The organism is Candidatus Poriferisodalis sp. (assembly GCF_965214215.1).
GTDB lineage: Bacteria > Actinomycetota > Acidimicrobiia > Acidimicrobiales > Poriferisodalaceae > Poriferisodalis.
Window position 1 is genome coordinate 641856 of sequence record NZ_CBDCBD010000003.1, and the last position, 23712, is coordinate 665567.

At 66.7% G+C, this 23712-nt stretch carries 20 protein-coding genes and 1 pseudogene; 14 read left to right on the top strand and 7 right to left on the bottom strand.

The genetic code is table 11. The annotated features are described in order from the left end of the window. Window positions 1-41 precede the first annotated feature (41 nt). Window positions 42-266: a hypothetical protein gene (locus tag ACOOF5_RS05330; RefSeq protein ID WP_420441019.1), complete on the bottom strand. Its 225-nt coding sequence runs from the start codon at window positions 264-266 to the stop codon at window positions 42-44. Further along, complete coding sequence (locus ACOOF5_RS05335) at window positions 166-447, bottom strand: transposase (protein ID WP_420437348.1); 282 nt, start codon at window positions 445-447, stop codon at window positions 166-168. Before ACOOF5_RS05335 ends, ACOOF5_RS05330 begins: the two co-directional genes overlap by 101 nt. Between ACOOF5_RS05335 and ACOOF5_RS05340 the strand changes: the two are divergent. Continuing rightward, window positions 446-2068: pseudogene (locus tag ACOOF5_RS05340) on the top strand (DUF6119 family protein). The gene ACOOF5_RS05335 and the pseudogene ACOOF5_RS05340 sit on opposite strands and share 2 nt — an antisense overlap. Window positions 2069-2098: 30 nt before the next feature. Here ACOOF5_RS05340 and ACOOF5_RS05345 read toward each other — a convergent pair. Next, window positions 2099-2944 (bottom strand): hypothetical protein, encoded by an 846-nt coding sequence (locus ACOOF5_RS05345; RefSeq protein WP_420437350.1) that lies wholly within the window; start codon window positions 2942-2944, stop codon window positions 2099-2101. A 224-nt stretch (window positions 2945-3168) separates the two neighbouring features. Between ACOOF5_RS05345 and ACOOF5_RS05350 the strand changes: the two genes are divergently transcribed. The 8 genes from ACOOF5_RS05350 (at window position 3169) to ACOOF5_RS05385 (ending at window position 11587) form a co-directional block, all read left to right on the top strand. Further along, window positions 3169-3966 (top strand): DUF3800 domain-containing protein, encoded by a 798-nt coding sequence (locus tag ACOOF5_RS05350; RefSeq protein WP_420437352.1) that lies wholly within the window; start codon window positions 3169-3171, stop codon window positions 3964-3966. A gap of 593 nt (window positions 3967-4559) precedes the next feature. Then, the gene (locus ACOOF5_RS05355; protein WP_420437354.1) at window positions 4560-5195 is read left to right on the top strand and encodes a hypothetical protein; all 636 of its coding nucleotides are present in this window, start codon (window positions 4560-4562) and stop codon (window positions 5193-5195) included. Next, window positions 5192-5722 carry a hypothetical protein gene (locus ACOOF5_RS05360; protein ID WP_420437356.1) on the top strand — a complete coding sequence of 177 codons (531 nt, stop codon included), beginning with the start codon at window positions 5192-5194 and terminating at the stop codon, window positions 5720-5722. Before ACOOF5_RS05355 ends, ACOOF5_RS05360 begins: the two co-directional genes overlap by 4 nt. 717 nt (window positions 5723-6439) lie before the next feature. Then, complete coding sequence (locus ACOOF5_RS05365; protein WP_420437358.1) at window positions 6440-6730, top strand: nucleotidyltransferase family protein; 291 nt, start codon at window positions 6440-6442, stop codon at window positions 6728-6730. Next, on the top strand, window positions 6727-7065 hold the full coding sequence (locus ACOOF5_RS05370) for a DUF86 domain-containing protein (RefSeq protein WP_420437360.1): 339 nt from the start codon (window positions 6727-6729) through the stop codon (window positions 7063-7065). The genes ACOOF5_RS05365 and ACOOF5_RS05370 overlap by 4 nt, the downstream gene beginning before the upstream one ends. 315 nt (window positions 7066-7380) lie before the next feature. After that, window positions 7381-9051, top strand: a complete 1671-nt coding sequence (locus tag ACOOF5_RS05375) for a Fic family protein (protein ID WP_420437362.1) — start codon at window positions 7381-7383, stop codon at window positions 9049-9051. A 160-nt stretch (window positions 9052-9211) separates the two neighbouring features. After that, complete coding sequence (locus ACOOF5_RS05380) at window positions 9212-9595, top strand: hypothetical protein (RefSeq protein ID WP_420437364.1); 384 nt, start codon at window positions 9212-9214, stop codon at window positions 9593-9595. Between the two features lie 633 nt (window positions 9596-10228). Continuing rightward, the gene (locus ACOOF5_RS05385) at window positions 10229-11587 is read left to right on the top strand and encodes an HNH endonuclease (RefSeq protein WP_420437366.1); all 1359 of its coding nucleotides are present in this window, start codon (window positions 10229-10231) and stop codon (window positions 11585-11587) included. Between the two features lie 521 nt (window positions 11588-12108). Here ACOOF5_RS05385 and ACOOF5_RS05390 read toward each other — a convergent pair. Beyond that, a complete protein-coding gene (locus ACOOF5_RS05390; RefSeq protein WP_420437368.1) occupies window positions 12109-14028 on the bottom strand; it encodes a hypothetical protein in 1920 nt (639 codons plus the stop codon). Window positions 14029-14141: 113 nt separating this feature from the next. Between ACOOF5_RS05390 and ACOOF5_RS05395 the strand changes: the two genes are divergently transcribed. Continuing rightward, a complete protein-coding gene (locus tag ACOOF5_RS05395; RefSeq protein ID WP_420437370.1) occupies window positions 14142-15161 on the top strand; it encodes a hypothetical protein in 1020 nt (339 codons plus the stop codon). A 21-nt stretch (window positions 15162-15182) separates the two neighbouring features. On the opposite strand, the gene ACOOF5_RS05400 is transcribed toward ACOOF5_RS05395, so the two are convergent. Both ACOOF5_RS05400 and ACOOF5_RS05405 read right to left on the bottom strand, forming a co-directional pair. After that, window positions 15183-16484: an acyltransferase family protein gene (locus ACOOF5_RS05400; RefSeq protein ID WP_420437372.1), complete on the bottom strand. Its 1302-nt coding sequence runs from the start codon at window positions 16482-16484 to the stop codon at window positions 15183-15185. A 234-nt stretch (window positions 16485-16718) separates the two neighbouring features. Then, window positions 16719-18122, bottom strand: a complete 1404-nt coding sequence (locus tag ACOOF5_RS05405; protein ID WP_420437374.1) for a PDZ domain-containing protein — start codon at window positions 18120-18122, stop codon at window positions 16719-16721. 139 nt (window positions 18123-18261) lie between these two features. Between ACOOF5_RS05405 and ACOOF5_RS05410 the strand changes: the two genes are divergently transcribed. From ACOOF5_RS05410 to ACOOF5_RS05425, 4 genes are all read left to right on the top strand, one after another. Then, window positions 18262-18426 carry a hypothetical protein gene (locus tag ACOOF5_RS05410; protein ID WP_420437376.1) on the top strand — a complete coding sequence of 55 codons (165 nt, stop codon included), beginning with the start codon at window positions 18262-18264 and terminating at the stop codon, window positions 18424-18426. A gap of 30 nt (window positions 18427-18456) precedes the next feature. Further along, the gene (locus ACOOF5_RS05415) at window positions 18457-18603 is read left to right on the top strand and encodes a hypothetical protein (RefSeq protein ID WP_420437378.1); all 147 of its coding nucleotides are present in this window, start codon (window positions 18457-18459) and stop codon (window positions 18601-18603) included. A gap of 201 nt (window positions 18604-18804) precedes the next feature. Continuing rightward, window positions 18805-19542, top strand: coding sequence for a HEAT repeat domain-containing protein (locus tag ACOOF5_RS05420; RefSeq protein WP_420437380.1), 738 nt, complete (start codon window positions 18805-18807; stop codon window positions 19540-19542). Between the two features lie 80 nt (window positions 19543-19622). Next, entirely contained in the window at window positions 19623-21251 is a 1629-nt protein-coding gene (locus ACOOF5_RS05425; RefSeq protein WP_420437382.1) for a DUF222 domain-containing protein, read from the top strand. Window positions 21252-21821: 570 nt separating this feature from the next. Here the strand turns inward: ACOOF5_RS05425 and ACOOF5_RS05430 are convergent. Further along, a complete protein-coding gene (locus ACOOF5_RS05430) occupies window positions 21822-23660 on the bottom strand; it encodes a hypothetical protein (RefSeq protein ID WP_420437384.1) in 1839 nt (612 codons plus the stop codon). Between the last annotated feature and the right edge of the window lie 52 nt (window positions 23661-23712).

Genomic DNA, 23712 nt, shown 5'->3' on the forward strand with positions numbered 1-23712 from the left:
AAACCCCTCGGCCCTCCGGGCAGCGATCCAGCGACAGCGGGTCAGAGTCCCGACTCGGTCACCCAAACCGCCGTCGCCCCGTTGAGCAGATCACGCTCCATGCGCAGCTGCGCGTTCTCCCGCCGCAGCCGCGTCAGCTCGAATCGCTCGCCGGACCTGAGCCCCTCACGCTCGCTGCGGTCGATGCGCGCCGCAGGCCCAGTTGCCCAGACTCGACACGCCGACCCCCAGCGCCCCAGCAGCCGACGCGATCGTGCGGCCCTCATCGAGCACCCAAGCAACAGCGTCTGCCTTGAACTCCTTGGGAAACGATCTTCGCGAACGACCCGGCGGCAACACCGGCCCCGACCGCTGCCCTTCCCGCAACATTGATATGGCCACCTCCTGATCGAAGTGACCGGTCAACAGGGGGAGGCACGCTACATGAACAGCGATACTGAAGATCATGGCCAAGAGAGAATCACCGTCGTCTCGCACGACGCTGTACCGGCTGAAGCGCCTGCCGGAGCTTCTGGACGCTGTCCGTCCCAAGTATCTGGACAACGGCGCCTTCACGGCAACGGAAACGAAGGTCTCGGGCCGTGAGGCGCTGCTGGTCCATGGCGCGATGTCATCCGATCAAGCTTCGTGGGCAGGTCGTCTGTCTGTCCTCTCGGAGGTCGATGTCAAAGTCGGCAATCAAACAGCAGCGGGCGTCCTGCTGATACGGGACGGCAAGAAGCAAGCCTTCGCGCTGTCCTACGGCATGGGCTTTCAGCTACTTGACCAGAACAAGATCGACCAAGGCTTTGGCCTGCGAATTGCCGTCCGCACGGCAGCGCGCAAGTTCATCAAGTCGCTCACCCGCTCGGAGCTCGACCACCGCGCACGAGTTGACCGATCATCGATTCCGGCAGGCGAGACGCTGCGCGGCTTCGGAATCGGGGACTTCGGCGAGATGGTGACGCGCCTGAGCGGTTCGGCTCTCATCCCAGGACTCGTCCTCGGAGATGGCCACACTCAGGTGACGGCCGCTGATGCCCTCAGCATTCCATTGGCGAAGACTCCCAGTGGCCTCGTGAGCGACCTCGATGCGATCTCTCGAGCGCTCAAGCTTGAAGTCAAATCTGAGTTGCGCAACCTTGAACAATTCGTTCGTGTACGCGCGACGTCGCAGATCGAGAAGCTGGAGCGCCGGCTGGCCGCCGCATTGCACAAATCCAGCGATGAACGCCTCGCGATCGCGTGGCCACACGAACACATCGACGACAACGGCACACCATCGTCATTCAAGGTCACCGGCCTGGGGAGGCACCACCCGCCGGCAGAGGACGGCCTGCCCGAACTCGGGCGTCTCACCCACGCTCTGCGAGCAAAGAACCCACGTGACCTTCGAGCAGCAGCCAACCAAGTGAAGGTTCAACTGTATCGGGACAGCGACGGACAAGATGCGATCAGCGCAGCGATTCCCGCTTCCCGCTGATTGTACTACGAAGCGGATCTCGGCAAGACTCGCTACTGCTTCTTCGATTCCAAGTGGTATGCGATCGACAACGACTACGCCGACCGCCTCCAAGCGCACGTTGCCGAAATCTTCTGCCGGACGGCCCCGGTGACCCTGCCTAGCTGGGACACCGCGATCCACCCCACGGAAGCTGCATACAACGCTGCCGTTGCAAAGGAATGTGGCTTCGTCATGCTCGATCGGAAAATGGTGGTCACGACGCAGCACCGGCGAGGCTTCGAAGCGTGCGATCTGATTTCGCCAAGCGGTGACCTCATTCACGTCAAGCACGTCCCCAGGTCATCAGCAGCGAGCCATCTCATCGGGCAAGCGGTCGTGTCGACCGAGTCTCTGCGCTACGACAGCGAGGCACGAGACAGACTGCGGGAGCTGCTCGTCGAGGCGGGTGGAGACCCAGGGTGGGTTCCGGATCGACCCCGTTCAATCGTCCTCGGGATCGCGCGTGAACGCGGCATGTCGGCGTCGGACTTGTTCAGCTTCAGCCAAGTGACACTTGCGCGGCTCGACGCATCGCTGAATGACGCCGGGGCAACGCTCACGGTGGCGCTGATCGATCGCATCTAGCCCGGATTCGGACTGCTGGGCTCGGCAGGGTCAGTCGAGACGGGCGAGGGGCGATTGGTCTAGCGCGTTGAGGTGGAGACTGATTCTGGTCCTCGATGACGTCACGCCGAACGCTTCGCGGGTGAGCTGTCGGCGCGTCGTGATCAGACCGAAGTGTTTCAGCTCCCTCATCGCATGCTGTCTGAGGTACGGACTGATTGCGTACTTCTCGGATGTCTGGCTCTCCGAAAGCCACACGGCTTCGGTCTTGGTGCCGTTGTTCGATTCGTCCATGAGCACGAGCCAGAACGCCAGCGCGCGTCCGCTCAATGCGGCCAGCCATGCGTTCGTCCACCATGCTGATTGGAGCTGCCGGTACGTCGGCTTTCCGCCTTTGGCAGCCTGCGACGATGGCTTGCTGTAGGGCTCTCCTGACCCGGACTCATGCAGGATTACGACCGTCGAAGGAAGGCCCGGCCGTTCCTGCTTGTCGATGAAGCCGCGGGCGGCGAGCCAGTTCAGAGCCTCGTACACGCGCCGCTTGCCGTTGGTCGAGTACTGCGGGAGTCCCAGCAGCCGGGCCCAGTCGGTCGCCACGAACTCCGTGTCATGCGCTCCTCCGGGGCTCGCCCAGAGGAGCGACAGATACAGCTTGAGGCGCACGTCGCCGCCGCGACCGCCGCCAGACCCAAGCATGGTCATCATCGGGGGCGCGGCCTCGCGTTCGCTTCTGCGTCGAATGAACTCAGTACGGACCGGACAGCTGCGGAGGTCGCGGCTCCTCGTGCTCAATCGCCGCGCCAGGCTGGAGCCCGCCGCTTGCGCATCTTCCAGCCGCATCTGGTCGTCCGTCGACAGATAGGGGTTCGGAGGCGGATCATCGAGTTGGAGCTTCATCACACTCAGATTTCTTCGTCGCCTGCCTTGGCCGGGCCAGCACTCATGCCGCAGTGATGTGTATGCCATCCCGTTAACCGTCGCTCAAACGCGAGTCCGCGGCAGGACCAGAATCGTCATCGCGAGAACTAAGGCTAATGTAGTAGCTGGCCCTAGAACTAGCGTAGTGGCTGAGAGCGTTCCATGGCATAGTGATCCTCCCGCCGAATGCCAGGACGCCGACCGTGTGCCCACCATCCCCCGACACGAACACGAACAATCCCGTAACAGGCGGTCTGCTCGAAACGACCTACCTCGTCTACGTCGACGACTCGGGAGACGAGACCCAGGATCTCCTCACTGCGCTGGCGATCCCCGTGCCGGCGTGGGCACACACGCTGCAGACCTGGAAGAAGTTCCGGCGCTGGGTCGCACGGCAGTTTGGCGTCCCGACCAGCACCGAGCTGCATGCGCTGGACCTCGGCACCAACTCGAACGCAGGACGGGGCAAGCTGCCGCCGCTCAAGCCAGGGGACCGAAACCAGATCACCAGCGCCGCCTTCAGGACGATCGGGTCGATCGCAGAACTGCGAGTCCTGACCGTGTATGCGCCGGTTCCGGAGGGTTCGGGAGGCCTCTACCCGCAGCTCGTCGCGTTCACCGAGGAGTTCTGCGAGTTCCACGACTCCCACGCCGTCATCTGGTACGACGGCACCGCGGAAAACCTAGCCCGATCGACCCGAGCCGCTCACCGAGCTCTTCCGTACTCTCGCCGAGTGCTCGAAGATCCGACGGGCTATGACAGCTCCGAGAGTCATCTGATACAGATGGCCGACTTCATCGCCCACTCCGCGCACCATGCGGTGCTCAACGACCGCGGCACCGGGCCGGCCGACTCATACCTACGCGAGCACGCCTACAACAAGCTGCTGCCCACAGCGGACACCCCAGGTCACGTCTGGCCTAGCGGCATCGACGCCGACGGCCTCCCGCGCTATGCGCATCGGCTCGGCATTCGCGACTATCCCCCAAAAGCACGATGAGCCCCCAATGAAGGAGGCTCTCGCAAGCCACTCTCGCGGCTCAGACCATCTCGACGAGCACTTCGTGCTCCGATGACCTCGATACAGAAGATACACGAAGCAGCGACCGAACACCCACCACGCCGCTCCTTGAATCGTGACGTTAGGTCGGTGCGTCTGCGGCTGCCGCGGATCAGGGTGCTGGGGATGATCGTCAACGCGCCCGGGAAGCTGGTGGAGGGGGAGGCATCGATGGTGCGCCGGCGGGCGTCGTCGAAGCCGACGGCGTGATCTTCGCTGGCCCCCCCATCCACCGGTCGACGCTCCGCGGCGCAGCTGGTCCGCCTTTCGGACGTTACACGCGCAAGACCCGGCCGCTCACCGTCCGGAGAGGAGCCGGGCCTACTTCCTCGGGCTACTGCCTTCGGCACCCTCAGTCTCGCCCAACCTCTCGCCAACTGCAAGGCCATTCTCAATGCTCCCCGAGCCTCGATGGCGTCTCGTCCAAGGGCGGCCATCACTCCGTGTCAGTCCGAAGAACCGAACCGCTGGTGACGATTTGGCTTCGAGATCCTGTCGATGCGGCGAGGCGCCCCATACCTCGAGCTGGACCCTTGGCCACCTTCGTGTCCAACGGCGACCGCACCGGCCTGCTCCTTTACCTGCTCGTGCTCACGAAGGCCAGTTCTGAGCCGTGGGACGTGTCGCTTCATTCTTCGGTGTGGGCGCGCGCAATGGGCCTCCCGAACCCGGACTCAGCAGCCGCACGAGGACGAGTGTCGAAGGCTTGGAAGAGACTCGCCGAGCGCAACCTCGTTGAACGAAGCCGTCGTCACAGGTACGCGGTTGTCAGTCTGCTCCGCGAAGACGGTTCTGGAGAGCGATACGAGCGACCCACGCGAGGCTTCATACAGATCCCTCATGAGCTGTGGACTGCTGGACCCTCCCCGCAACAACGGTGGTACGAGCGCCTGAGCCTCCCTGCGCTGACATTCCTGCTCATTGCCCTGAGAAACGCCGACCGCTTCGGCCTGCCCGCTGAACGCGGCCCGGACTACTACGGCATCTCCGCTGACACCTTGACGAGGGGTGCCCGCGAGCTTCGACTGGCCGAGCTGCTCAAGATCGACAAGGCACTGATCACAGCACCGTTGGCGCCATCGGGGGTGACTGCTGAGAACCGGTACACGCTGAGACCCCCGTTCGGTCCTCAAGGCACTTCGAGCAACGCAACGAGTCGAAGTCGATGACCAGCCATGCCTTCATCGACGAATCGGTTCGCGGCCCGAACTACTGCCTCTGCGCCACGCTGGTGCCAGTTCACGGCCTCGCAGCGGCGCGCTCGCACATGCGGTCCCTACTGATCTCAGGTCAACGGCGCTTGCATTTTGTCGCCGAGAGCCCGCGGCGCCGCAAAGCGCTGCTCCAGGACATCGCCAAGACCCCGTCCCAGTCGATGATTCACATCGCTGTAGGCGGTGAGCAGGTAGCAGCGCGCGCTGCTGCACTTGAGTCGCTCATGTTTGAGCTAGTAAATCGGAATGTCGAGCGCATCGTTCTGGATTCGCGCCAAGGCCAAGATCATCGGGACCGGGCGGTAATAGCGCGGACTCTTGGATCCGACGCGGGGACCGATGTCCAGTACCAGCATCTGTCCTCTGCAAGCGAGCCTCTTCTCTGGATCCCCGATGCCGTCGCTTGGTCATGGGGACGAGGAGGCCAATGGCGGTCCTTAATCGAGGCACTCGGACTCCTGAAGGACGTGCAGCACACCTGAATCACGTCGGGACTTGTCGGCGGCTCGCTTCTTGGACTTGCCGGCTGCGGCCGGTCCGGAACGAGCGACGTGACCTCATAGGAACCTGTGCCCGCAGATGCCATCACTGTTATGTCCGTGCGGTCCCGGCACGCGAGCCGCTCCGAGATGACCGACAACAGCATGCCAGAACCATCACAGGCGGTGATCGGCGGTATTGACTGTCACACCGACTTCCACGTCGCCGCCGCGTTGGACCCGCTCGGCCGTGTGCTGGGCACCGATTCACCCGGGGACACCTGTGCACCGAATTGGGGGTGGACTCGTCCCCCAAGCGGCGCTGCTGACCGTTTCATTGCGGTCAGTGTCCGCCCGGCGACAGAAGGCATCGAAGTCTTGGTCGCGGCGGGTCCCGCGTTTGGCGCGTCGATGGCCGATGATTGGCACGTCCAGAAATTCTGTTGGCCGAGTTGCAACCAACGCCGAAGCACTGCAGGCTTTGCCCAATCTTCCCCGCCGTCCACCACCACCCAGCGGAGGTGCACTGGCGGGGCTTTGCTTTGGTCCCGTGGCGCGAAGCCGGTTCGCCTGCCCGCCGCGTCACGGTTTGAGGATCTCTGATCCGACACTTCGGGGATCGAGCGCGTAGCCGCCGGCAGAGCAATCGCTGGGAACCGTCGACCTGCATGCGTGTGCGACGGCTTCGAACTGTCGAGCCGAAGCGTTACATTCGACGGCGTGGGCAGGCGTGAGCAAGTCGTTGGCCGGTTCCGAGCCGAGATCCGAGACGCAGCCGCGCGGAACAAGGCGACCGCGATCGCGCTCGTGGGCTCTGTTGCGCGGGGCGACGACGTCGCGCACAGCGACTACGACTTCTTGGTCGATTTCGACCGGGGCGTCACGCTGTTCGACATCGGCGGCCTCAAGGCAGATCTCGAAGACCTCCTCGGCGCCGAGGTGGATGTTGTGCCGAGGTCATGCCTGCGAGACCGCCACCGCACGATGCTCGCCGACGCGATCCCGCTGTGAGCCGCAGCGACGCCGAACGGGTCGCGGACATACTCGCCGCGTGCGACCGGTTGGCGGAGATCGTCGAGTTGGGCCGAGGGGAGTTCGACGGGAGCTGGCTCGCCGTGAGCGCTGCGAGCTACGAGCTCGCCGTTGTCGGCGAGGCAATGACGCATCTCTCAGATGAGTTTTTGGACATGCACAGGAACGTGCCGACACGAAAGGCCAAGTCGCTTCGCAATCTGCTGATGCACGAGTACTTCAGGACCGAACCTGAGATCCTGTGGGACACCATGGTCTCCGACATTCCCGAGCTAGCGCGCATGCTGGGCGCGCCGCCGCCTGCTGAGCGCTGACGGGATTGCTGGTCGGTTCAGGCTCGCCTCGCCGACCCGCTGCGTGACTGTCTGAGGGATTCCCGTTCAGTACTTCGGGGACCAACAATGCAACCGACTGCCGTGCGACCGCTGACGCGCGTTGTCTTCGCAGCCGCCGAGCCGCAGCGCACAAGCGAGAACACGCAGCCGCCGTGCCACATGACTGGGACGTCTCGCAAGCGGCCGTCGAGAGCGCTGTCAGCACCCGAATTCGCACCGAGAGGAGCTGAACAAGGAGAAATAGAACCCTGGCTACCACCAAGAAGCGGCAGGGTCACCGAGCACACCTTCACGGTGAACGCGAGCAGGCCCTTGGCCAGCGGTGACGAGATCAAGATCGCCAAGGATGCGATCATGGACGACGCCGGCGACCAGAATGCCGAACGGGCCGGTCCCGCGTCTTTTGCGCCGGCAGGCGGTGTGGGTCTGACGGGCGTCCGTGTGAGCGGTCAGTTCCGCGACGCGCAGGCAAAGCACGCGGTGCCGGCGGCATGGACCGGGGGCAACGGTGCCGAGGGCGGTCTTGAGGACGTGTTCTTCACCGCAAAGGCCAACGGCCGCGCTGGCGGCGCCAACGGCGACTGCTGTACGTTCGGCTTCCGCCGAGCCAGCACCTACGACGCGAACAAGCCCGTCAGCTTCAAGGTACTGCTGGACACGACCGCCAAGCGTGCCTTCATCACGTTCGTCGACGGCAAGCCGAAGTTCAGCGGCCGTGTGGCGACGGTGCACAGCAGCGCTCTGCTCGCAGATGTGTTCGCGGCCGCTGTCGCCCGCGTGCCCACGGCGTCGCTGGCCGACATCGGCCTTGGAGGTGAGACCGACATCACGGGACCGGTCCGGGCCGCTCGGCGATCTCCCGAATTTGAACTAATCGATAACATTCGTCATAACTCAACAAATTCAAGACTTGTCCGATCCGGATCTGGGGGTTCAGTCGTGCCGGAACTGCCTGCTGCCTCTCGACGTTCGGGTCCCGGCCGCCCGTCTCATCTGGAGGTGTACGAGCGGCTTCACATACAAGTTCAGGAATTGCGGGAGAATCTGGGTGGGCTTCCGCTGCCCGAGGAGGCGGCCGACATCTGGCGCGGCCTCTGGTACGAGGAGGCGCACCATTCGACTGCACTGGAAGGCAACACGCTGGTGCTCAGGCAGGTGGAGCGGCTGCTGGCCGAGGGACGAGCGGTGGGAAGCAAGGACCTCGCCGAGTATCTGGAGGTGAAGGGCTACGCCGATGCTTCCGAGTGGGTGTACTCCCAGGCGATTCACCCACAGCGTCTCGGTTTGCACCAGCAGATCGTGACGCTTGCCGAAGTCCGCGAAGTCCATCACGCTGCGCTCTCGCCGGTGTGGGAGGTGTCGCCGCACCCGAGTGCGACTCACGCCGAGGCGCCCGGCAGCTATCGACGCCATGACATCCACCCATTCCCCGGGGGCATGGTTCCCGTCGAATGGCCGCTCGTCGACGCAGAGATGACTGCGTGGGCAGATCGGGTCAACTCGCTTGACCCGACTGTGCCGATATTTCCCGAAGCGCTGGCTTCGACCCATTGCCGCTTCCAGCAGATCCATCCCTTCCTCGATGGCAACGGGCGGACAGGGCGGCTCGTGCTCAACTTGGTGCTTGTCAGACTCGGCTTCCCCCCGGCAATCATCCACAAGCGGGACCGTGACCGGTACCTGCAAGCGCTTCGTCGTGCCGACGCGGGTGAGCCGGGACCGCTCGGGGCCATGCTCGCGCGGGCCGTTCTGGACAGCCTCTACAAGTTCGTCCTGCCAGCCGTCGCAGGCCCAGCGCGCCTTGTGCCGCTCGAAGCGTTGGCCACCGACGACATCACAGAGGTGGCTCTTCGCGGGGCCGCAAACCGAGGCAGACTTCAGGCAACGCGCGGCAGCGACGGACGCTGGCGCAGCAGCCGACGGTGGGTACAGGAATACCTGTCGTCCCGATACCTGCGCACGTGAGGCTGGCCCGATGACGCCGCTGAGCAGAGCCCCGACGGCCCGCTCCCTGCCCACATCTTCACTGTTTGGTGGAGGCTCTGTTCCTTGAGAGGATGGAGCGATGCCGGCCAAGAGAAGTGTCCTGCCGAGTGGTGTGGGTTCAGGGTGAGCGGAGGATCAGGTGAGCAGTCCGGATGCACGAGCGGTCGTCGACCACGACGCCGACAGCGACACGATCTTTGTCTCGTTCCGTGGTTTCGGGCCAGGTGCGGTGAACCGCGGCGCTGACGGTCTCGGGGTCAGCCTCTCCCGGTCGGCGGCGCTCGCTGCTTGTGAAGCGCTCGGCGACCCGCGGCTCGACTCGGTGTGGGACCGGGTGAGGCCCGCGGAAGGGCCGTCGGTGTTCCCCGAGGGTGACGGAGTGCAGTTGGAGGGATTCGGCCGGCTCGGGTCGGTGCCCGGAGCGCTCGTGTTGGGGGACATGAGTGTGTCGCAGGCGAAAGCGCTCCGAGAGCAGCTGGCAGCTCAGTGCGCCGAATGGCGCAAAGACGGCCGCGTCGGCTGAGCGGGCCCGTCGACGGCGGGCGCAGGCCAAAGCCTTCGGCGTGCTCGACCCGGCACAGCGAGAAGTCAGACGCAACACATAGAGCCTTCGGTGTGCTCGACCCGGCACAGCGAGAAGTCAGACGCAACACATAGAGCCTTCCGGTGTGCTCGACCCGGCACAGCGAGAAGTCAGACGCAACACATCAGGCACCATCGGCCGGGCGGCGGACAGGACAGTCAAGGTGGTCTCCCAAGGCTCCTAAGAGGTCACGTCCGACCGACCGGTCGGTCGGTGCGCGCCAGCAGCCCGAGCACCAGACCGACAGAGCCTGCCGAGGCACACCGGCCCGTCACATCCAGAGCCAGACCCAGGCCCGAACTGCTGACCCCAACATCATGACTGTCACACCCCCCACATACGGTGCTTCCCATGAACAGCGACGGCGACGGCGACTACGGCACCCCGATCGCCCTGAGTGCTGCGGCGGCGGATGCGGCTGCGACGCCGACGACGGTGTCACACCTCTCACATACGGTTGTTCTCATGAGAAGCGACGGCGACAGCGGCAGCCCTGTCGCACCGAGTGACGCGGTGACAGATACGGCTGTAACGCCAACGAGCCTGTCACACCCCCCACGTACGATTGTTCTTATGAACAGCGACGGCGTTTTGGGGGCTGCGAACGGCGGGTCGGCCGGCGTGTTGGCATCGGGTGGGGTACGTGTGGATGCGGTGGATGTCGCCGGGCTGTGCGGGCAGGGCTTGCAGGCACGGCTGGGCGAGATCGCCCGGGCCGAGTCCGGGCTGGCGGCGATGAAAGCGGACGCGCTGGGCGAGATCGCTCGCCGCAGCGGCGACGGCGCGGCTGCGCATGCCGCTGCTGATGTGATGTCGGTCTCGGGCCGCAGGGCACGCGGCGAAGTCCGCGACGCGGTACGGCTCGCCGAGCTGGACGCGACCCGCCAAGGGCTCTCGGCGGGCACTGTGCCGGTGGGTCACGCGCAGCTGATCGCCCGTGCCGCGGGCGACGCTGCGATCGACGACGAGTACCTGGCCGAACGGGCAGGCTGTGAGGGCTATGACGAGTTCCGTCGCACCGTTGCGCGTCATGTGGCCGACGTGAACCGCGACGACGGCGAGTCGGTGCTGGAACGGCAGCGCAAGGCGCGTGCCGCCAAGCTGTTCACCCGCGCCAGCGACGCCATGACCGTGCTGAGCCTCTGCGTCGACCCCGTTATGGGCGCCCGGCTGGGCACCGTGATCGCGGCGACTGAGCGGCGCCTGTTCCGAAACGAAGACCCCGCAGCACGGCGCACACCGGCCCAGCGGATGGCCGACGCCGTCACCGAGCTCATCTGCGATCCCGACGCCAAACGCCCCGCGGGCGCGTCGCTGATCGTCGTCGCCGACTACGACACGGTCAACCACCAGCTCACCGGCGGCCGTCTCGCCGACGGCACCCCGATTCCGATCAGCGAGATCGCTCAGATCGCCGTCGACGCCGAGGTGCTGCCCGCGATATTCGAAGCCGCTACCGGCGATCTGCGGATGGGACGCAGCCGCCGCACCGCCACCGACCTCCAACGCGCCGCGCTGGCGTTGCGCGACAAAGGCTGTGTCGGCTGCGGCATCGCTCCTGAGCGATGCCAGCACCACCACATCGACCACTGGCAACACGGCGGACCCACCGACTATGAAAATCTCGTCACCGTCTGCGTCGATTGTCACAACGTCAAGATTCACCAACAAGGCTTCACCGCCCAATGGGACACCGAGAACAGCCGCTACGGCCTCCAACCGCCAACCGAGCCGACAGACCAGCCACCGAACAGCACCAGCATGCCGCCGAGGACGCGTCCCACGCCGCCGCCGCGGTTGCCAAACGAGACACCGAACAGCACCAGCACCCAGACCGCACCCCCAGCACCATCAGGCCAGCCGAAGCCCGCCTCGGGCGCTTCGTCGAACAGCACCAACACCCAGACCGCACCCCGAGCACCCCCCACCTGAATCGCCTGGGGGCAACCCCACCTCTCCCCGGGGCCTCCCCCGAAGTGCAGGGGGCATGCCCCGAGACCAAGAGACCGCGCCAATAGGCGAAGCGGTTTTCGGCCAATTTCGCTCAAGCCATGAGAAAGCCCAGCAAAGCTGCAGGTCGCCGCGCCGTACCGACGGCGGGGGCATTGAGCGTTTGCGCAGGTCAGCGCCTATTGACGCTCCCTCTAAAGGAGAGCTGTGCCGCAGACCCGAAGAAGGCTCGACACGCAGTTCCCTGGACACGCAACTCCCTGGACACGCGGTTCCGTGCCGGTGCGTGGAGGATCGCGACCGAGACCGGCGCTTCCCACTCGCCGCTTTAGAAGAGAGCGTCGGACGGGCCCTTTCCCGGAGCTACTCGCCTACGCTGGCCAACGAAGCTGACCGTGTCGTCGGCTTCCGCAGAGCAGATCTCGCGGCCTGCATCTCAAGGCGCACTACGGCAATCGAGAGCCCGGGAGGTTCGCACTCTCGCGCGAGTCGGGCTGCTGGGCTCACGGCAGGGGGCGGTCGGGATCGCAGTAGGGGATGCCGAGAGTCCGCAGGGTCAGGTCGTTGAGGTTGTCGCCCACTGCCTGTCCGGCGGTCCACGCTGGCTGGTCTGCGGTTGCCTCGGTGTAGGTCTCGATGAGCGCGCAACGCACGGCATTGCCGTTGGGCGTGTCGTCGATGTTGACAGCGCTGAGCGCAACAAGACTGGTGACGACACCGGCGGGGTCTCGGCGGTTGACTTCGGCGAAGCGCCAGTTTGCGAGCAGCGTCAGCGACATCGCCAGAGCCAAGACAGCCGTAACGGCGCCGCGCAGGATCGGGTGGGTGGCGGCCTGCAGATCCGGGGCCGCGACAGCGCCCAAGTCCGGGGCCGCGACAGCACCCAAGTCTGGGGCCGCGACAGCACCCAAGTCCGGGGCCGCGGCGGCGGCTCGCCGTGCGAGGTCGAGCGCGGCGAGGGCGGCCGCAATCACCAGCGACCATGCGACCTGCGTGAGCAGCGTTTCCCGCCACGCCTGACCGATCGGCGGCTGGCGCTGCTGCGCCCACGCTGACAGACCGGCGACCGACGCTGACAGCACCGCCATCGAACCGCCCAACACGAGCAACGCACCAGCGAGCCGTCCGGGGCTCCGTGGTCTCTCATCTGTTGCTACCCCGTCTGTTGCTACCTCGTCCGTTGCTACCCCGCCGGGTGCTACCTCGTCCGTTGCTACCCCGCCGGGTGCTACCTCGTCCGTTGCTACCCCGCCGGGTGCTACCTCGTCCGTTGCTACCCCGCCGGGTGCTACCTCGTCCGTTGCTACCCCGCCGGGTGCTACCTCGTCTGTTGCTACCCCGCCGGGTGGCGCCGCTGCCATTGCCGTACTGGTGTGCGAGTTGTGCGAGGTGTGCGACGTGCCTGACGTGCCTGACGTGGCTGACGTGCCCGGGGCGGGATGTCGCCTTGCGGCCCTTGGCGCTGCTGCCGTTGCCGCCAGTACCACGATTCCGACCACCAACAGCGCCATGAAGGCGTTGGCGGCGAGGCCAGCGAAGCCCAGATCCACCCCCGCGGCGCTGGCGAGATCGGCGTTGAAGTCCCAGCCGACAGCGGGAAAACCGGTCAGCAGTCGCGGCAACGCCGTAGTAACAGCGTCGAAGGACAGGCTGAGATCGGAGCCCTGGTAGCAGCCCCCATCCGAGCACTGCACAGCAATCGCCACACGGACGGGAACGAACACGGCCGCGAACCCCGCCGCATGAGCAACCCACCGCTTGGTCGCCGCCAGCGACAGGGCTTGGCGGGGGGCCGTTCCGGCAGCGAAGCACCGTGCCGCCAGGAACACCGCCGCGACGATCGGCGTGAGATAGGCCAAGTCGTAGAACGTGGCTGCCAGCACACCCGTCGCAGCCATGGCGGCACAGGAGTGCCAACGCAGCCGTCGCGGCTGCATGTCGCGGTCGCGGCTGATCGTCACAGCGACGCCGAAGATCAACGCCACCGACCCGATCAGTGTGTGCGGGAACTGAGCGAGTGCACCCGAAGTGCCGTTCGCCACCAGCACCGCACCGAGTGCCAGCGGGTACAGCCCCACCAGCGTGATGTCGGGCCGCACGCCAGCGGATCGAGCCAGCGCCCGGACCATCGCCGTTGCACCGAGCGCCACCAGGGCAACCAACGTGATGCGGACCGCACCCAGGACGATGTGGGGCGCCACCGCGGTGGCCTCCCCCGCTTCGAAGACGAAGCCGTGAACGAGCATCTCCCAGAATCGCCCGATCGGCCGGAAGTTCCCCCCGAAGAAGAAGTTGTCGGTGCCGCGGGCGGCATCCATCGCCGCCTTGAACGGGTTTGCGTCGTTGGTGAGCGCCCTCAGGTACACGCTGCGGCGCTCGTCGGCCACGAATGCGAGCCCTGCGAGCGGAAGCACCACAACCACACTGGGAACCCAGCGACTGCGGCGGCGTATGGTCCCCATCAGCGAGTTCATATCCGCACAATGCCGCATCTAGCGTAGAGATGCCCCGTGGGCAGGTCAGGCTGGGAGCCCCGATGAAGCGATTGCCAGCAGCAGTCATAGCGGCGCTCGCCGTGGGAGTCGTGGCGGTGGCGATGGCCAGTTCACCGGTCGGGAGCGCCGACGGGCCGAACAAGATGAGCTACATCGTGGTGCCCCACCCCGATGACGAGACCCAAGCGTGGTCGCTCATCGAGGACTCGACCGGCAATTACAAGGTCTTCATCATGCTGACCCGAGGCGAGCAGTCCTACTACTGCGGCTCGCCGGGGTACGACGAGGACACCGGGGAGGCAGCGCCGGTTCCGTGGCCCGAAGGCAAATGGACGCCGACGTGCGAACAGGCTCGCATGAACTCGTTCTTCGACTTCATGGAGGCGATGGCGCTCACCGACAATGCGCTTCCGGCTTCGTTCACCTATGGGGGCGTGAAGGGTCCGTTCGACGCGCTGGGGACAGAGGTGTGCCGCTACGACGTCGGGGACTGTGTTGCCGATCTCGGGGCCGAGGTTTGGACCTCGCCGACCGCCGCAGTGGTGTGGTTCAACCTCGGCGACGGGGATGTCACCACCGAGGAGGTCGTGTGGGCCATCACCACCGTCCGAGACCACAGGGCGGTGTTGGGCATCAACGACACCCTGCCCAATCACAACCTGATCGGCGCGAGCTACTGGAACGGCGGCCCGGAGGGCGGTGCGAACAGTGGCCCGGACGGCGGCCCGAGCGGTGGTGATAACGGCAGCTATCCCGATTGTTCCGACTATGCCCACCCCGATCACGGCGCTGTCCACGAAGCGCTGTGGCACACCGACTTCGAGGTCGGGTACCAAGCGGTCGCGACGTGCGGGACCGACCCCGACGTGACCCGGCGTGAAGAGGTGTCGCTTGCGCGCTTCGACGAAGCGTTCAAGACGTCAGGGGCGATGCGGCTCGGCGCACACACCGTCCACTACGGCTGGCTGCTCGACGGGGACCCTGGCTACTACCGCGGCGACTACGACGGTCAGGCCACCGACTTCCACCGTCACCAGACCTTCTGGGTCCGGTTCAAATAGCCGCCGCCTGGTCGGGACCGGCTACAGGGCCAGGTACTTCCGGTTGCTGTGCAGGGTTCCCACCACGAGCAGGAGGACGCACGCGATGACAGCGGCGTAGGCCTCATGGACCGCCGGCGCCCCGACCGGCAAGATGTCCTCCATCAGCCGGGTCTCGATCGAGCGGTCGCCGATCTTGATGGACTTGCCGGCGTGGAGCAGGACCCGTTCGAACAGGTACACGATGATGGCGTTGCGGCCGAACGCGATGATCGGCCACGTGATGGCACGGCGAGCCTTGTCTGCTGCGGCGGCGCCACCGCTGTTGGCGTCGATCAGCAGGAAGATCCCGCAGACGACCACGAGGGCTGATCCCGACACCAGCAAGGCGAACGACGGGGTCAGCAGGCGCTTGTTGGGCAGCATCCACGCAGATGCGACGAGCCCGGCGATCAGACAACCGCCGGCGAGGCTGCCGATTCTGAGCACGGTGCCTTTGGGGTCGGACTGGCCGATGCGGCGGATGATCATGCCGGCCGAATAGCCGTAGAGCACGAACGCTGACGACGCGATCGACAGGACCAGTCCTTCGGGGTCCCAGCCGGCCCCGCCGGCCCGGTACACGTGGCTGTCGGTCAGGACGGCTGTGTCGAGGCTGAGATAGGGGCTGCAACGGCCGATCGGGTCGCAGGAGATGAATTCGAGGCCGAGGCCGTACAAGACGAGGCCGACGGTCGCCACCGCGATGAGCAGCCACATCTTGTCTGCGCCGAACATCGCCCGGCTCGCGAGGACGACGGCGGCGCCGACCGCTCCGGCGATGCCGATCATCTGCAGCACACCGGTGAAGCGCAACTCGGAGATGTCGAACCAGGACGTGCCGTACGCGTTGTAGGCGATGCCGAGGACAACGAGCAGGATGAGCCGGCGGATCAGGCGTCGGTAGGTGGCCTGCTTGGACGGGTTGCGCAGCAGGAACGACAGGCTCAGGCCGCTGGTGACTAGGAACGCTGGGAAGATCCAGTCGTTCATCGTGATGCCGTTCCATTCGGCATGGCGCAGAAAGGCGAAGTGGTCGCCGACAGCGGTGCTGGGCGTGAAGACCATGCCGATGAGGAGCAGCCCCCGGAATGTGTCGACGGACGCGAACCGGGCGCGGCGCGGTGCCTGCTGATCGCCAGGCTGTTCTGGGCCGACGGGGTCCGCCGGTTGGGCGGCAGTGGCCAGGTCGGCCGAGGGCGGTCGCTCGGCCGAGGGCGGTCGTTCAGCCGAGGGCGGCTCGGCCGAGGGCGGTGCGTCGTCCGGAGGCTGTTGCGCGTCGGAATCTTCGGAATCTGTCGTCATGATGAGCCGAGTCGAAGAGTCCTCATCTGGGCAGAGTCCCCATCTGAACAGCGCGACCGGAGATGCAGCCAGCGGGAGCCTACCGCTGGCGCCCTTGGCGGTGGTCCATGACGGAACCACCGCTGCCAGCAGGGCTCTGCGCATCGAATGGACCCTGAGTTCCGGACTTCGCGGGGGCAATCTCCCGGCGTGTTGCTGCCCGTCGGGGCGCCGTTCCGTCGTGGTCCTGCCCGGTCAGGACTGGTGCGCCTCGATAGCCGCGAGTGCCTCTTCGAGAGTTTCGACACCGACGACGCTGACGGACGGCTCGGCGACGGCGACGGCTTGTTCCACCTGCGATGCGGGCACCAAGAACAGGTCGGTGCCGGCTCGGACGACGGCGTGCGACTTCTGGGGGACGCCGCCGATAGGCCCGACGGTTCCGTCGTGGTGGATGGTGCCGGTGGCGGCGATGTCCAGATTGCCGGTGAGGGGTTCGGGCGTGAGGGCGTCAATGACCGACAGCGTGAACGCCAGGCCTGCGGAGGGGCCGCCGATGTTCTCGATGTTAAGGGTCACGTCGATGGGGAGCTCTTCGAACTCGACGTGCGTAGTGACGAGGACGCCGAGCAGGGCGACGCCGTCACGGTCGGCCAGGGTGACGGTGACGTCGCGGAGCTGACCGTCGGGGTCGAGGGCGGTGAGCGTGGTTTCGGCGCCCGGCTCGTTGGCCTTGATGGTGTCGGAAAGCTGCTTGGCCGTGGTGATGGCGGTGCCGTCGACCCGTTGGACGATGTCGCCGATGTGGAGGGCTTCGTGGGCGGGGGCATCGACCACGATCCGCTCGATGCGGGCACCGATCGGCGACATGATCTCGTAGCCCAGGTGCTCGAGTGCGACGGCCACGGCGATCTGGGTGGACTGGTCCATTTGGAGGCGCCCGGCCTCACGGTTCTCGGCGACCGTGCGCTCGCCGAGAATGTCTTCGAGGTCGACGACTTCGAGGGCTCCGTCGAGCCAGCCGCCGATCACCTCGAACAGCGACGGGGCGAAGCTGGTGCGGACGCTGACGAGGGAGATGGAGGCCTCGGAGGCGTAGGCGGGGTGGTCCGCGATATCGACGAAGTCCTCGATGTCGGCCGTGCCGCCCGGGGCGATGACTGCTTTGTCGTAGAGCTGGTAGCTGAAGCCGCCGCCGATGAGGATGCTTAGGGCGAGCATGGTGATGATGAGACCGATGGAGCCGCGCGAGAACTGCCGGGCGCGCGGGTGGCCTGATGCGGTGACGTCGGGATCGGCGTACGGGTCGTCGGGGTCGGCGGGGTCGGGATCGGCGGCAGGGTCGGCGGGATCCGCGGCATGGCCGACGGCGGGATCGGCGGCAGGGCCGGCGGCGGGATCGGCGGGGTCGGGGTCGGTCGGGCCGGCGGCGGGATCGGCGGCAGGGTCGGCGGTGAGATCGGCAGCGGCGGGGCCGGTCGGGCCGGTATCAGTGGGGACTGCACCGGTACGGCCGGCGACGGCTTCCCTGACTGCTCGCGGGGTGAAGCCGAGGTCGTCGAGCGATCCTGCGAGGGCGCGCCAGCCGAGATCAGCCTCGTCCTCGGCAGGACGGTCGTCGGGGTCATCTGGCGGCGGACGGCCGGACGCGTCGGTCACAGGCGCACAGCGTGCCATGCGCCCCACCGCCTCCCCGCGCGGTCACACCGTCGAACACACCAGCCACAAAGGCACACCACCTAACATCGCCCCGCCCGGGGCACGCGCGGTCGGGTCGCCGATGCGCCATATTGGATGCATGGAGTCGGGGCGCTGGCCGTACAAGCCGACCGCGATCTGGCGCAAGCTGGTTGCGGTGATCGGGTTGGGGGCGTTCACCGCGATCTGCGTGGTGGCGCTGGTGGCACTGGTGGTGGTCGGCGCCGCGGTGGGGGCACTGGTGCTCGAATCGCTCATCGGGTGAGCGGTTGCGGGGACAGTGAGGCTGCTGCCGGTGGCTCAGGCGCTGCTGAAATGGAGCGCGGTGACGGGCACCCTGACGGGACGGCACGGCGATGACCTGCGACGACGAACGCCTTGGCGTGACGGCACGGCGATGACCTGCGACGACGGGCACCCTGACGTGACGGCACGGCGATGACCTGCGACGACGGGCACCCTGACGGGACGGCACGGCGATGACCTGCGACGACGGGCACCCTGACGTGACGGCACGGCGATGACCTGCGACGACGGGCACCCTGACGTGACGGCACGGCGATGACCTGCGACGACGGGCACCCTGACGTGACGGCACGGCGATGACCTGCGACGACGAACGCCTTGGCGTGACGGCACGGCGATGACCTGCGACGACGGGCACCCTGACGGGGCGTATGCACGCAGGCTGGACGCGGTGGTGGCGGGATATCGCGGCGAGGCGGCAGCCGCGGAGAAGCTGCTGGATGACGACGATGCGGGCGTGCGGGCGGCAGCACTCGGTGCGCTGTCTCGCTGCGGTGCGCTCGGGGCAGGCCAGATCAGGCGGGCGCTGGTCGACGAGGCAGCAGCAGTGCGATGCCGAGCGGCGGAGCTGGCGCCGGCTGAGGTCGAGCTGGTGGGACTGCTGGGCGATCCTGATTCGTCAGTCGTGGAGGCGGTGGCGGCCGCGCTCGGCGAGCGTGACCGGGATCCCGATTCTGTCGGCGAGCTGTGTCGGGTTGCGGCCGGCCACGACGATCCGCTGTGCCGCGAGAGTGCCGTCGCTGCGCTGGGCGCGATTGCCGCGGGCGTGGCTGACGGGGCAGATCAGTCTTGCGATGCTGCGGCCGACTCGGAAACGGGGCGGGAAGCGCACCACGCCGCCGCAGCGGACCCGAAGGTGTCCGCGGGCGCGCCACACGAGGCTGCGAGGGGAATGGCGCTCGAGGTGCTGCTCGCTGCGATGGACGACCGGCCCCAGATCCGTCGGCGGGCGCTGCTGGGCCTGTTTCAGTTCGATGATGACCGTGCCGCCGCGGCTGTGCAAGCAGCGCTGGAGGATCGTGACCGCCAGGTGCGGGCCGTCGCCGGCGAACTGCTGGGCGTGCCGGTGCGCTGAGCGTCTGCTCGCGCTCAATGATCATGTGTTTCAATTTATTTCATTTGTTCGTGTGACACCCCGGTCCTACGGTGGTGCACATGTCGAGAAGCGGTTCGAGCGGCGCCCCTGAGGCGAACTGTGTCGTAGGCACTGACCCAGCCGCAGCCGCCGAGGGGCTCACCGGTGGCGACACGCCCGACAACGGCGCTATCTGTGCGGCCGGCCCCGAAGCCCTCACCCGTGGCGGCCGCTCCGCAGCTCAGCCGGGGATGCTGGGGTTGCATCGGTTGGATCATCGTGGGCTCGCGGCTCTGTGCCGTGACGAGTTGGTCGACGTGCTCGGCAGCATCGAACGCCTGACAAACCGGCTGGCGGGCTACCGGGTGGATGTGATGGGGGCGCTCGACGATCTGAGCAGCACCGGCGCCGCGCCCGATGCGACGCCGCATCTGACACTGCGCGACGCCACCGGCGTGACCGAACGGGAAGCACGCCGGCTGCGACGGATTGCAAGCAAGACCCGCGAGCACGCCGCCGTATTCGACGCATTGTCCGCAGGCGACATCAATGTGGTTCAGGCCGAATCACTGTGCGACGCCCGAGTGCCCGATTCGGTGCGTGCCGACCTCGTCGCCTACGCCGCGGCGCACGACACCGACTCCAGCCGTCGTCACATTCGCGAGGCCGAGACACTGCACAATGTCGAGTCGGCCACCGAGCGGTTCCTGCGTCAGCGTGCCGAGCGGGGTGCGGGGTGGGGCCGCGACCACAACGGAATGCTGCGGCTGTGGGCACGGCTCGATCCTGAAACGGGCGCCGGCGTAGAAGCGGTGCTCGAACCGCTGCGCCGCGCACTGTGGCAGGCCGACAAGCACGTCCGCACCGACAGGCGCACGCCCGCCCAACGCGACGCCGACACCCTCGCCTACGCGCTCGCTGGCATCACCCTCACCGAAGACGACGCTCAAGTCATTGACGATCTGGCAGCACGCGCACGACAGAACGGCGATGTCTCGCCCAGTCGGTCCGGCACTGGCCGCACGGCCCCAGACCACCCGCATTCCAAGCGCACAACACCTCCCCCCTCTCTGGGATCCGTCGGCGAGTGTGAGCCCGGGGATGAGTCGGCGCTCAGCAGCAACCCCCAGCCAGGGGAACCGATGCGGAGGCTGGCCCCAGCGCAGATCAACGTGCTCATCGGTCTCGACGCACTGCGAGGCGACACCGACCAAGCGGGTCTCACCGATGCCGGCACCGAGCTCGCGCCCGACACGGTGCGCCGCCTCGCATGCGACAGCGAGATCATCCCCATCATCTTGGGCGGACGTGGCGGACCGGCCGACATCGGCCGAACACGGCGCACCGTGCCGATACGGCTGCGGCGGCTCCTCATCGCACGCGACAAGCACTGCGTATGGCCCGGCTGCCACGCACCGCCTTCACGCTGCGACGCCCACCACCTCATCCATTGGGCCGATGGCGGTCCCACCGACCTCGACAACCTCGCGCTGCTGTGCCACACCCATCACCACCACCTCCACGAGCACGGCTACCGACTCATCCGAGGTCCCGATCGGTGGACCACAGCCCGCTGCACCACCGCACCTCCACCCAACGGCTCGCGACGCCCCACCACCACGCGTCGACCCGGCGGCTCACGACGCCCCACCACCACGCGTCGACCCGGCGGCTCACGACGCCCCACCCGACAACCGAGAGCCCCCTGACCTGGGCTTGCGACCGGGGCCCCGACCAGAAGCCCGGCCCACACCCCAAATCACAGCCCTGACGCTCAGGGCAACATCACGAAAGGAGCACCACCACAGAGCAAGTCATCAACTAGGAGACTGCTGATCTATTCGGTTTCGGCACCTACGGCAAATCTCTGACCTGCGGTCTTGCTCGGCCCAAGAGGGCGATTCGGGAATTGCTCAGCACACTCCTAGTGCCGTGGCAGGCAACGATCGGAGCGCTCGGGATTGCGGGAACCCCCAACTCAAGGCGGCGAGACAGCGCCTGCAACCTCGCAAACGTTTGCTGACACGGCACTAGGAGTCTGCTGATTTATTCGGTTTCGGCACCTACGGCAAATCTCTGACCTGCGGTCTTGCTTGGCCCATAAGAGGGTCAGCGGATAGGCGCTGACCTGCGGAAACGCCCGACTCGCTGCCGGCAGCGACAACGCCCTGACCGGTGGCTTTGCTGAGCCTCTCGATGACGTGAACGAAATGGGCCACAAGCAGTCTCACCTATCCGCGCGGCTTCTCAGGGCGATTCGGGAATTGCTCAGCACACTCCTAGCGCAAGGTGCCGAGCCGGTCTCGCAGTTCCTCGACGAGGTTCGTCACGTCGACGACGAGCACTTGGCGAAGTCCAAGCTCGTCAGCGCCGATGTCGCTGCGGCCGTACAGGCGGAGCGTGCGCAGCGGACCGCCGCCGATGGTTTCGGAGATGTCCATGCCGACTCGAGGCACCCCGGGCAACGTGTTGCGATCGAGGTCGACAGGCTCGATCTGTCCGGAGAGTTCGACCAGCCGTTCACGGCTCACGTCCCCGCCAGCGGCGGCCTCTTCCAGCAGGGCGTGCAACCGGAGCTGTGACAGCCACCCGGCGCGCACCCGCGAGTCAGGTTGGGTATCGGCGGCGAAGCTCGACCAGTCCGCAGCGAACGCATCCATGACCCCAGACCGGCCCTCCAGCCACGGCGGCGCAGGATCGATCAGCAGCTCGACCTGTCCCGGCAGCTCGCGGTCGGCAGCCAGGGTGGACCGGCGTATGACGGTCAGGTTCGCTGGCAGCCGATCGAGCACATCGATCGCTCTCGACTCTGCCGTCTCGACCAGCACGTAGCGGCATTGGCGATCGGTAACCGCGTCGGCGATGTCGAATACCGACGCATCCAGATCGAGCACCTCGATCTCGCCCACGTCGAGGTCGAGCGTTGCCGGCACTGTGTCAGGGGCCGCACCTGCGGCGTAGGCCACTGATGCGACCTGACGGCCGAGGGGCGAGCTGTCGACTATGACGCACCAGGTCGCACCAGGGCCGGTCGACCCGAACCTGTCCAGCAGAGCCACAGTGGTCAGCTCCACCGGCGCTGCCGCTGTGAGCACCCAGTCCAGATCCTCGCCGCCAAGCGTGGCAACGGCTGGCACCGCAGGCAGCGGCTCGCCAGCAGCCAGTCGGGCCGCGTCGATCCCGCTGTGCACGTAGGCCAGCGCGGCGATGTCCCACTCCTCGAGCGTGATGGGGCCATCGCCGCCCTCACGCGCAACAGCGTCGCCCCCATCCAACCCAACAGCCACCCCGCCACCCCCACGCGCAACAGCGTCACCCGCACCCGACCCGACAGCCACCCCGCCACCCCCACGCGCAACAGCGTCACCCGCACCCGACCCGACAGCCACCCCGCCACCCCCACGCGCAACAGCGTCATCCCCACCCGACCCGACAGCCACCCCGTCACCCCCACGCGCAACAGCGTCATCCCCACCCGACCCGACAGCCACCCCGCCGCCCTCGCGCGCAACGGTCATATCGCCGTCCCAGACCGACAGCTCGACCGCATAGACACCGGCGATGCCGCCACGGGCGTTGACCCCGGCCCAATAGGCCTGCATGCCGGCGAGCACGATCTGGTCGGCCTCGGCTGACGGGCCGGACGGGTTGAGCAGCACGCCCAGGGTGAAGACGCCAGCGTCAAACCCGTCGGCGGGAGGCGGCTGCGGCGGGATCGACGGCCCGGCCGTCGACGGCGACGCAGAGCAGCTCGCCACCAGGCAGCTCGCCACCAGAAGCAGCGTCCCCGCCAGCGTCGCCATGCGCACGCCCAGCCGCGTCACCACCCCCAAGCCCAGCCGTGCAACAGGCACACCCAGCCGCGTCACCACCCCCAAGCCCAGCCGTGCAACAGGCACACCCAGCCGCGTCACCACCCCCAAGCCCAGCCGTGCAACAGGCACACCCAGCCGCGTCGCCACCCCCAAGCCCAGCCGTGTCACACCCCCGCGAAAGAGTGATCCCATGAACAGCGATCCCAAGAACAGTGATCCGGTGAGCGCACCCAACCAGCGTGCCCCGCCGCAGCCGCAGAAAGCCGGCGGCCCCGCTCTAGGAGCGTGGTCGGAAAGTCGCATTTTCGACATCTTTCCGTTGCAAAACCGCAGGTCAGCGGCTTGCTGGCTCAGC

Coding starts and splice junctions, on each gene's coding strand:
- ACOOF5_RS05360 (WP_420437356.1), top strand. CDS start 5,192: ATGACCAGCCATGCCTTCATCGACGAATCGGTTCGCGGCCCGAACTAC.
- ACOOF5_RS05395 (WP_420437370.1), top strand. CDS start 14,142: ATGAAGCGATTGCCAGCAGCAGTCATAGCGGCGCTCGCCGTGGGAGTC.
- ACOOF5_RS05385 (WP_420437366.1), top strand. CDS start 10,229: ATGAACAGCGACGGCGTTTTGGGGGCTGCGAACGGCGGGTCGGCCGGC.
- ACOOF5_RS05330 (WP_420441019.1), bottom strand. CDS start 266: ATGAGGGCCGCACGATCGCGTCGGCTGCTGGGGCGCTGGGGGTCGGCG.
- ACOOF5_RS05400 (WP_420437372.1), bottom strand. CDS start 16,484: ATGACGACAGATTCCGAAGATTCCGACGCGCAACAGCCTCCGGACGAC.
- ACOOF5_RS05425 (WP_420437382.1), top strand. CDS start 19,623: ATGTCGAGAAGCGGTTCGAGCGGCGCCCCTGAGGCGAACTGTGTCGTA.
- ACOOF5_RS05420 (WP_420437380.1), top strand. CDS start 18,805: ATGACCTGCGACGACGGGCACCCTGACGGGGCGTATGCACGCAGGCTG.
- ACOOF5_RS05335 (WP_420437348.1), bottom strand. CDS start 447: ATGATCTTCAGTATCGCTGTTCATGTAGCGTGCCTCCCCCTGTTGACC.
- ACOOF5_RS05410 (WP_420437376.1), top strand. CDS start 18,262: ATGGAGTCGGGGCGCTGGCCGTACAAGCCGACCGCGATCTGGCGCAAG.
- ACOOF5_RS05430 (WP_420437384.1), bottom strand. CDS start 23,660: ATGCGACTTTCCGACCACGCTCCTAGAGCGGGGCCGCCGGCTTTCTGC.
- ACOOF5_RS05345 (WP_420437350.1), bottom strand. CDS start 2,944: ATGAAGCTCCAACTCGATGATCCGCCTCCGAACCCCTATCTGTCGACG.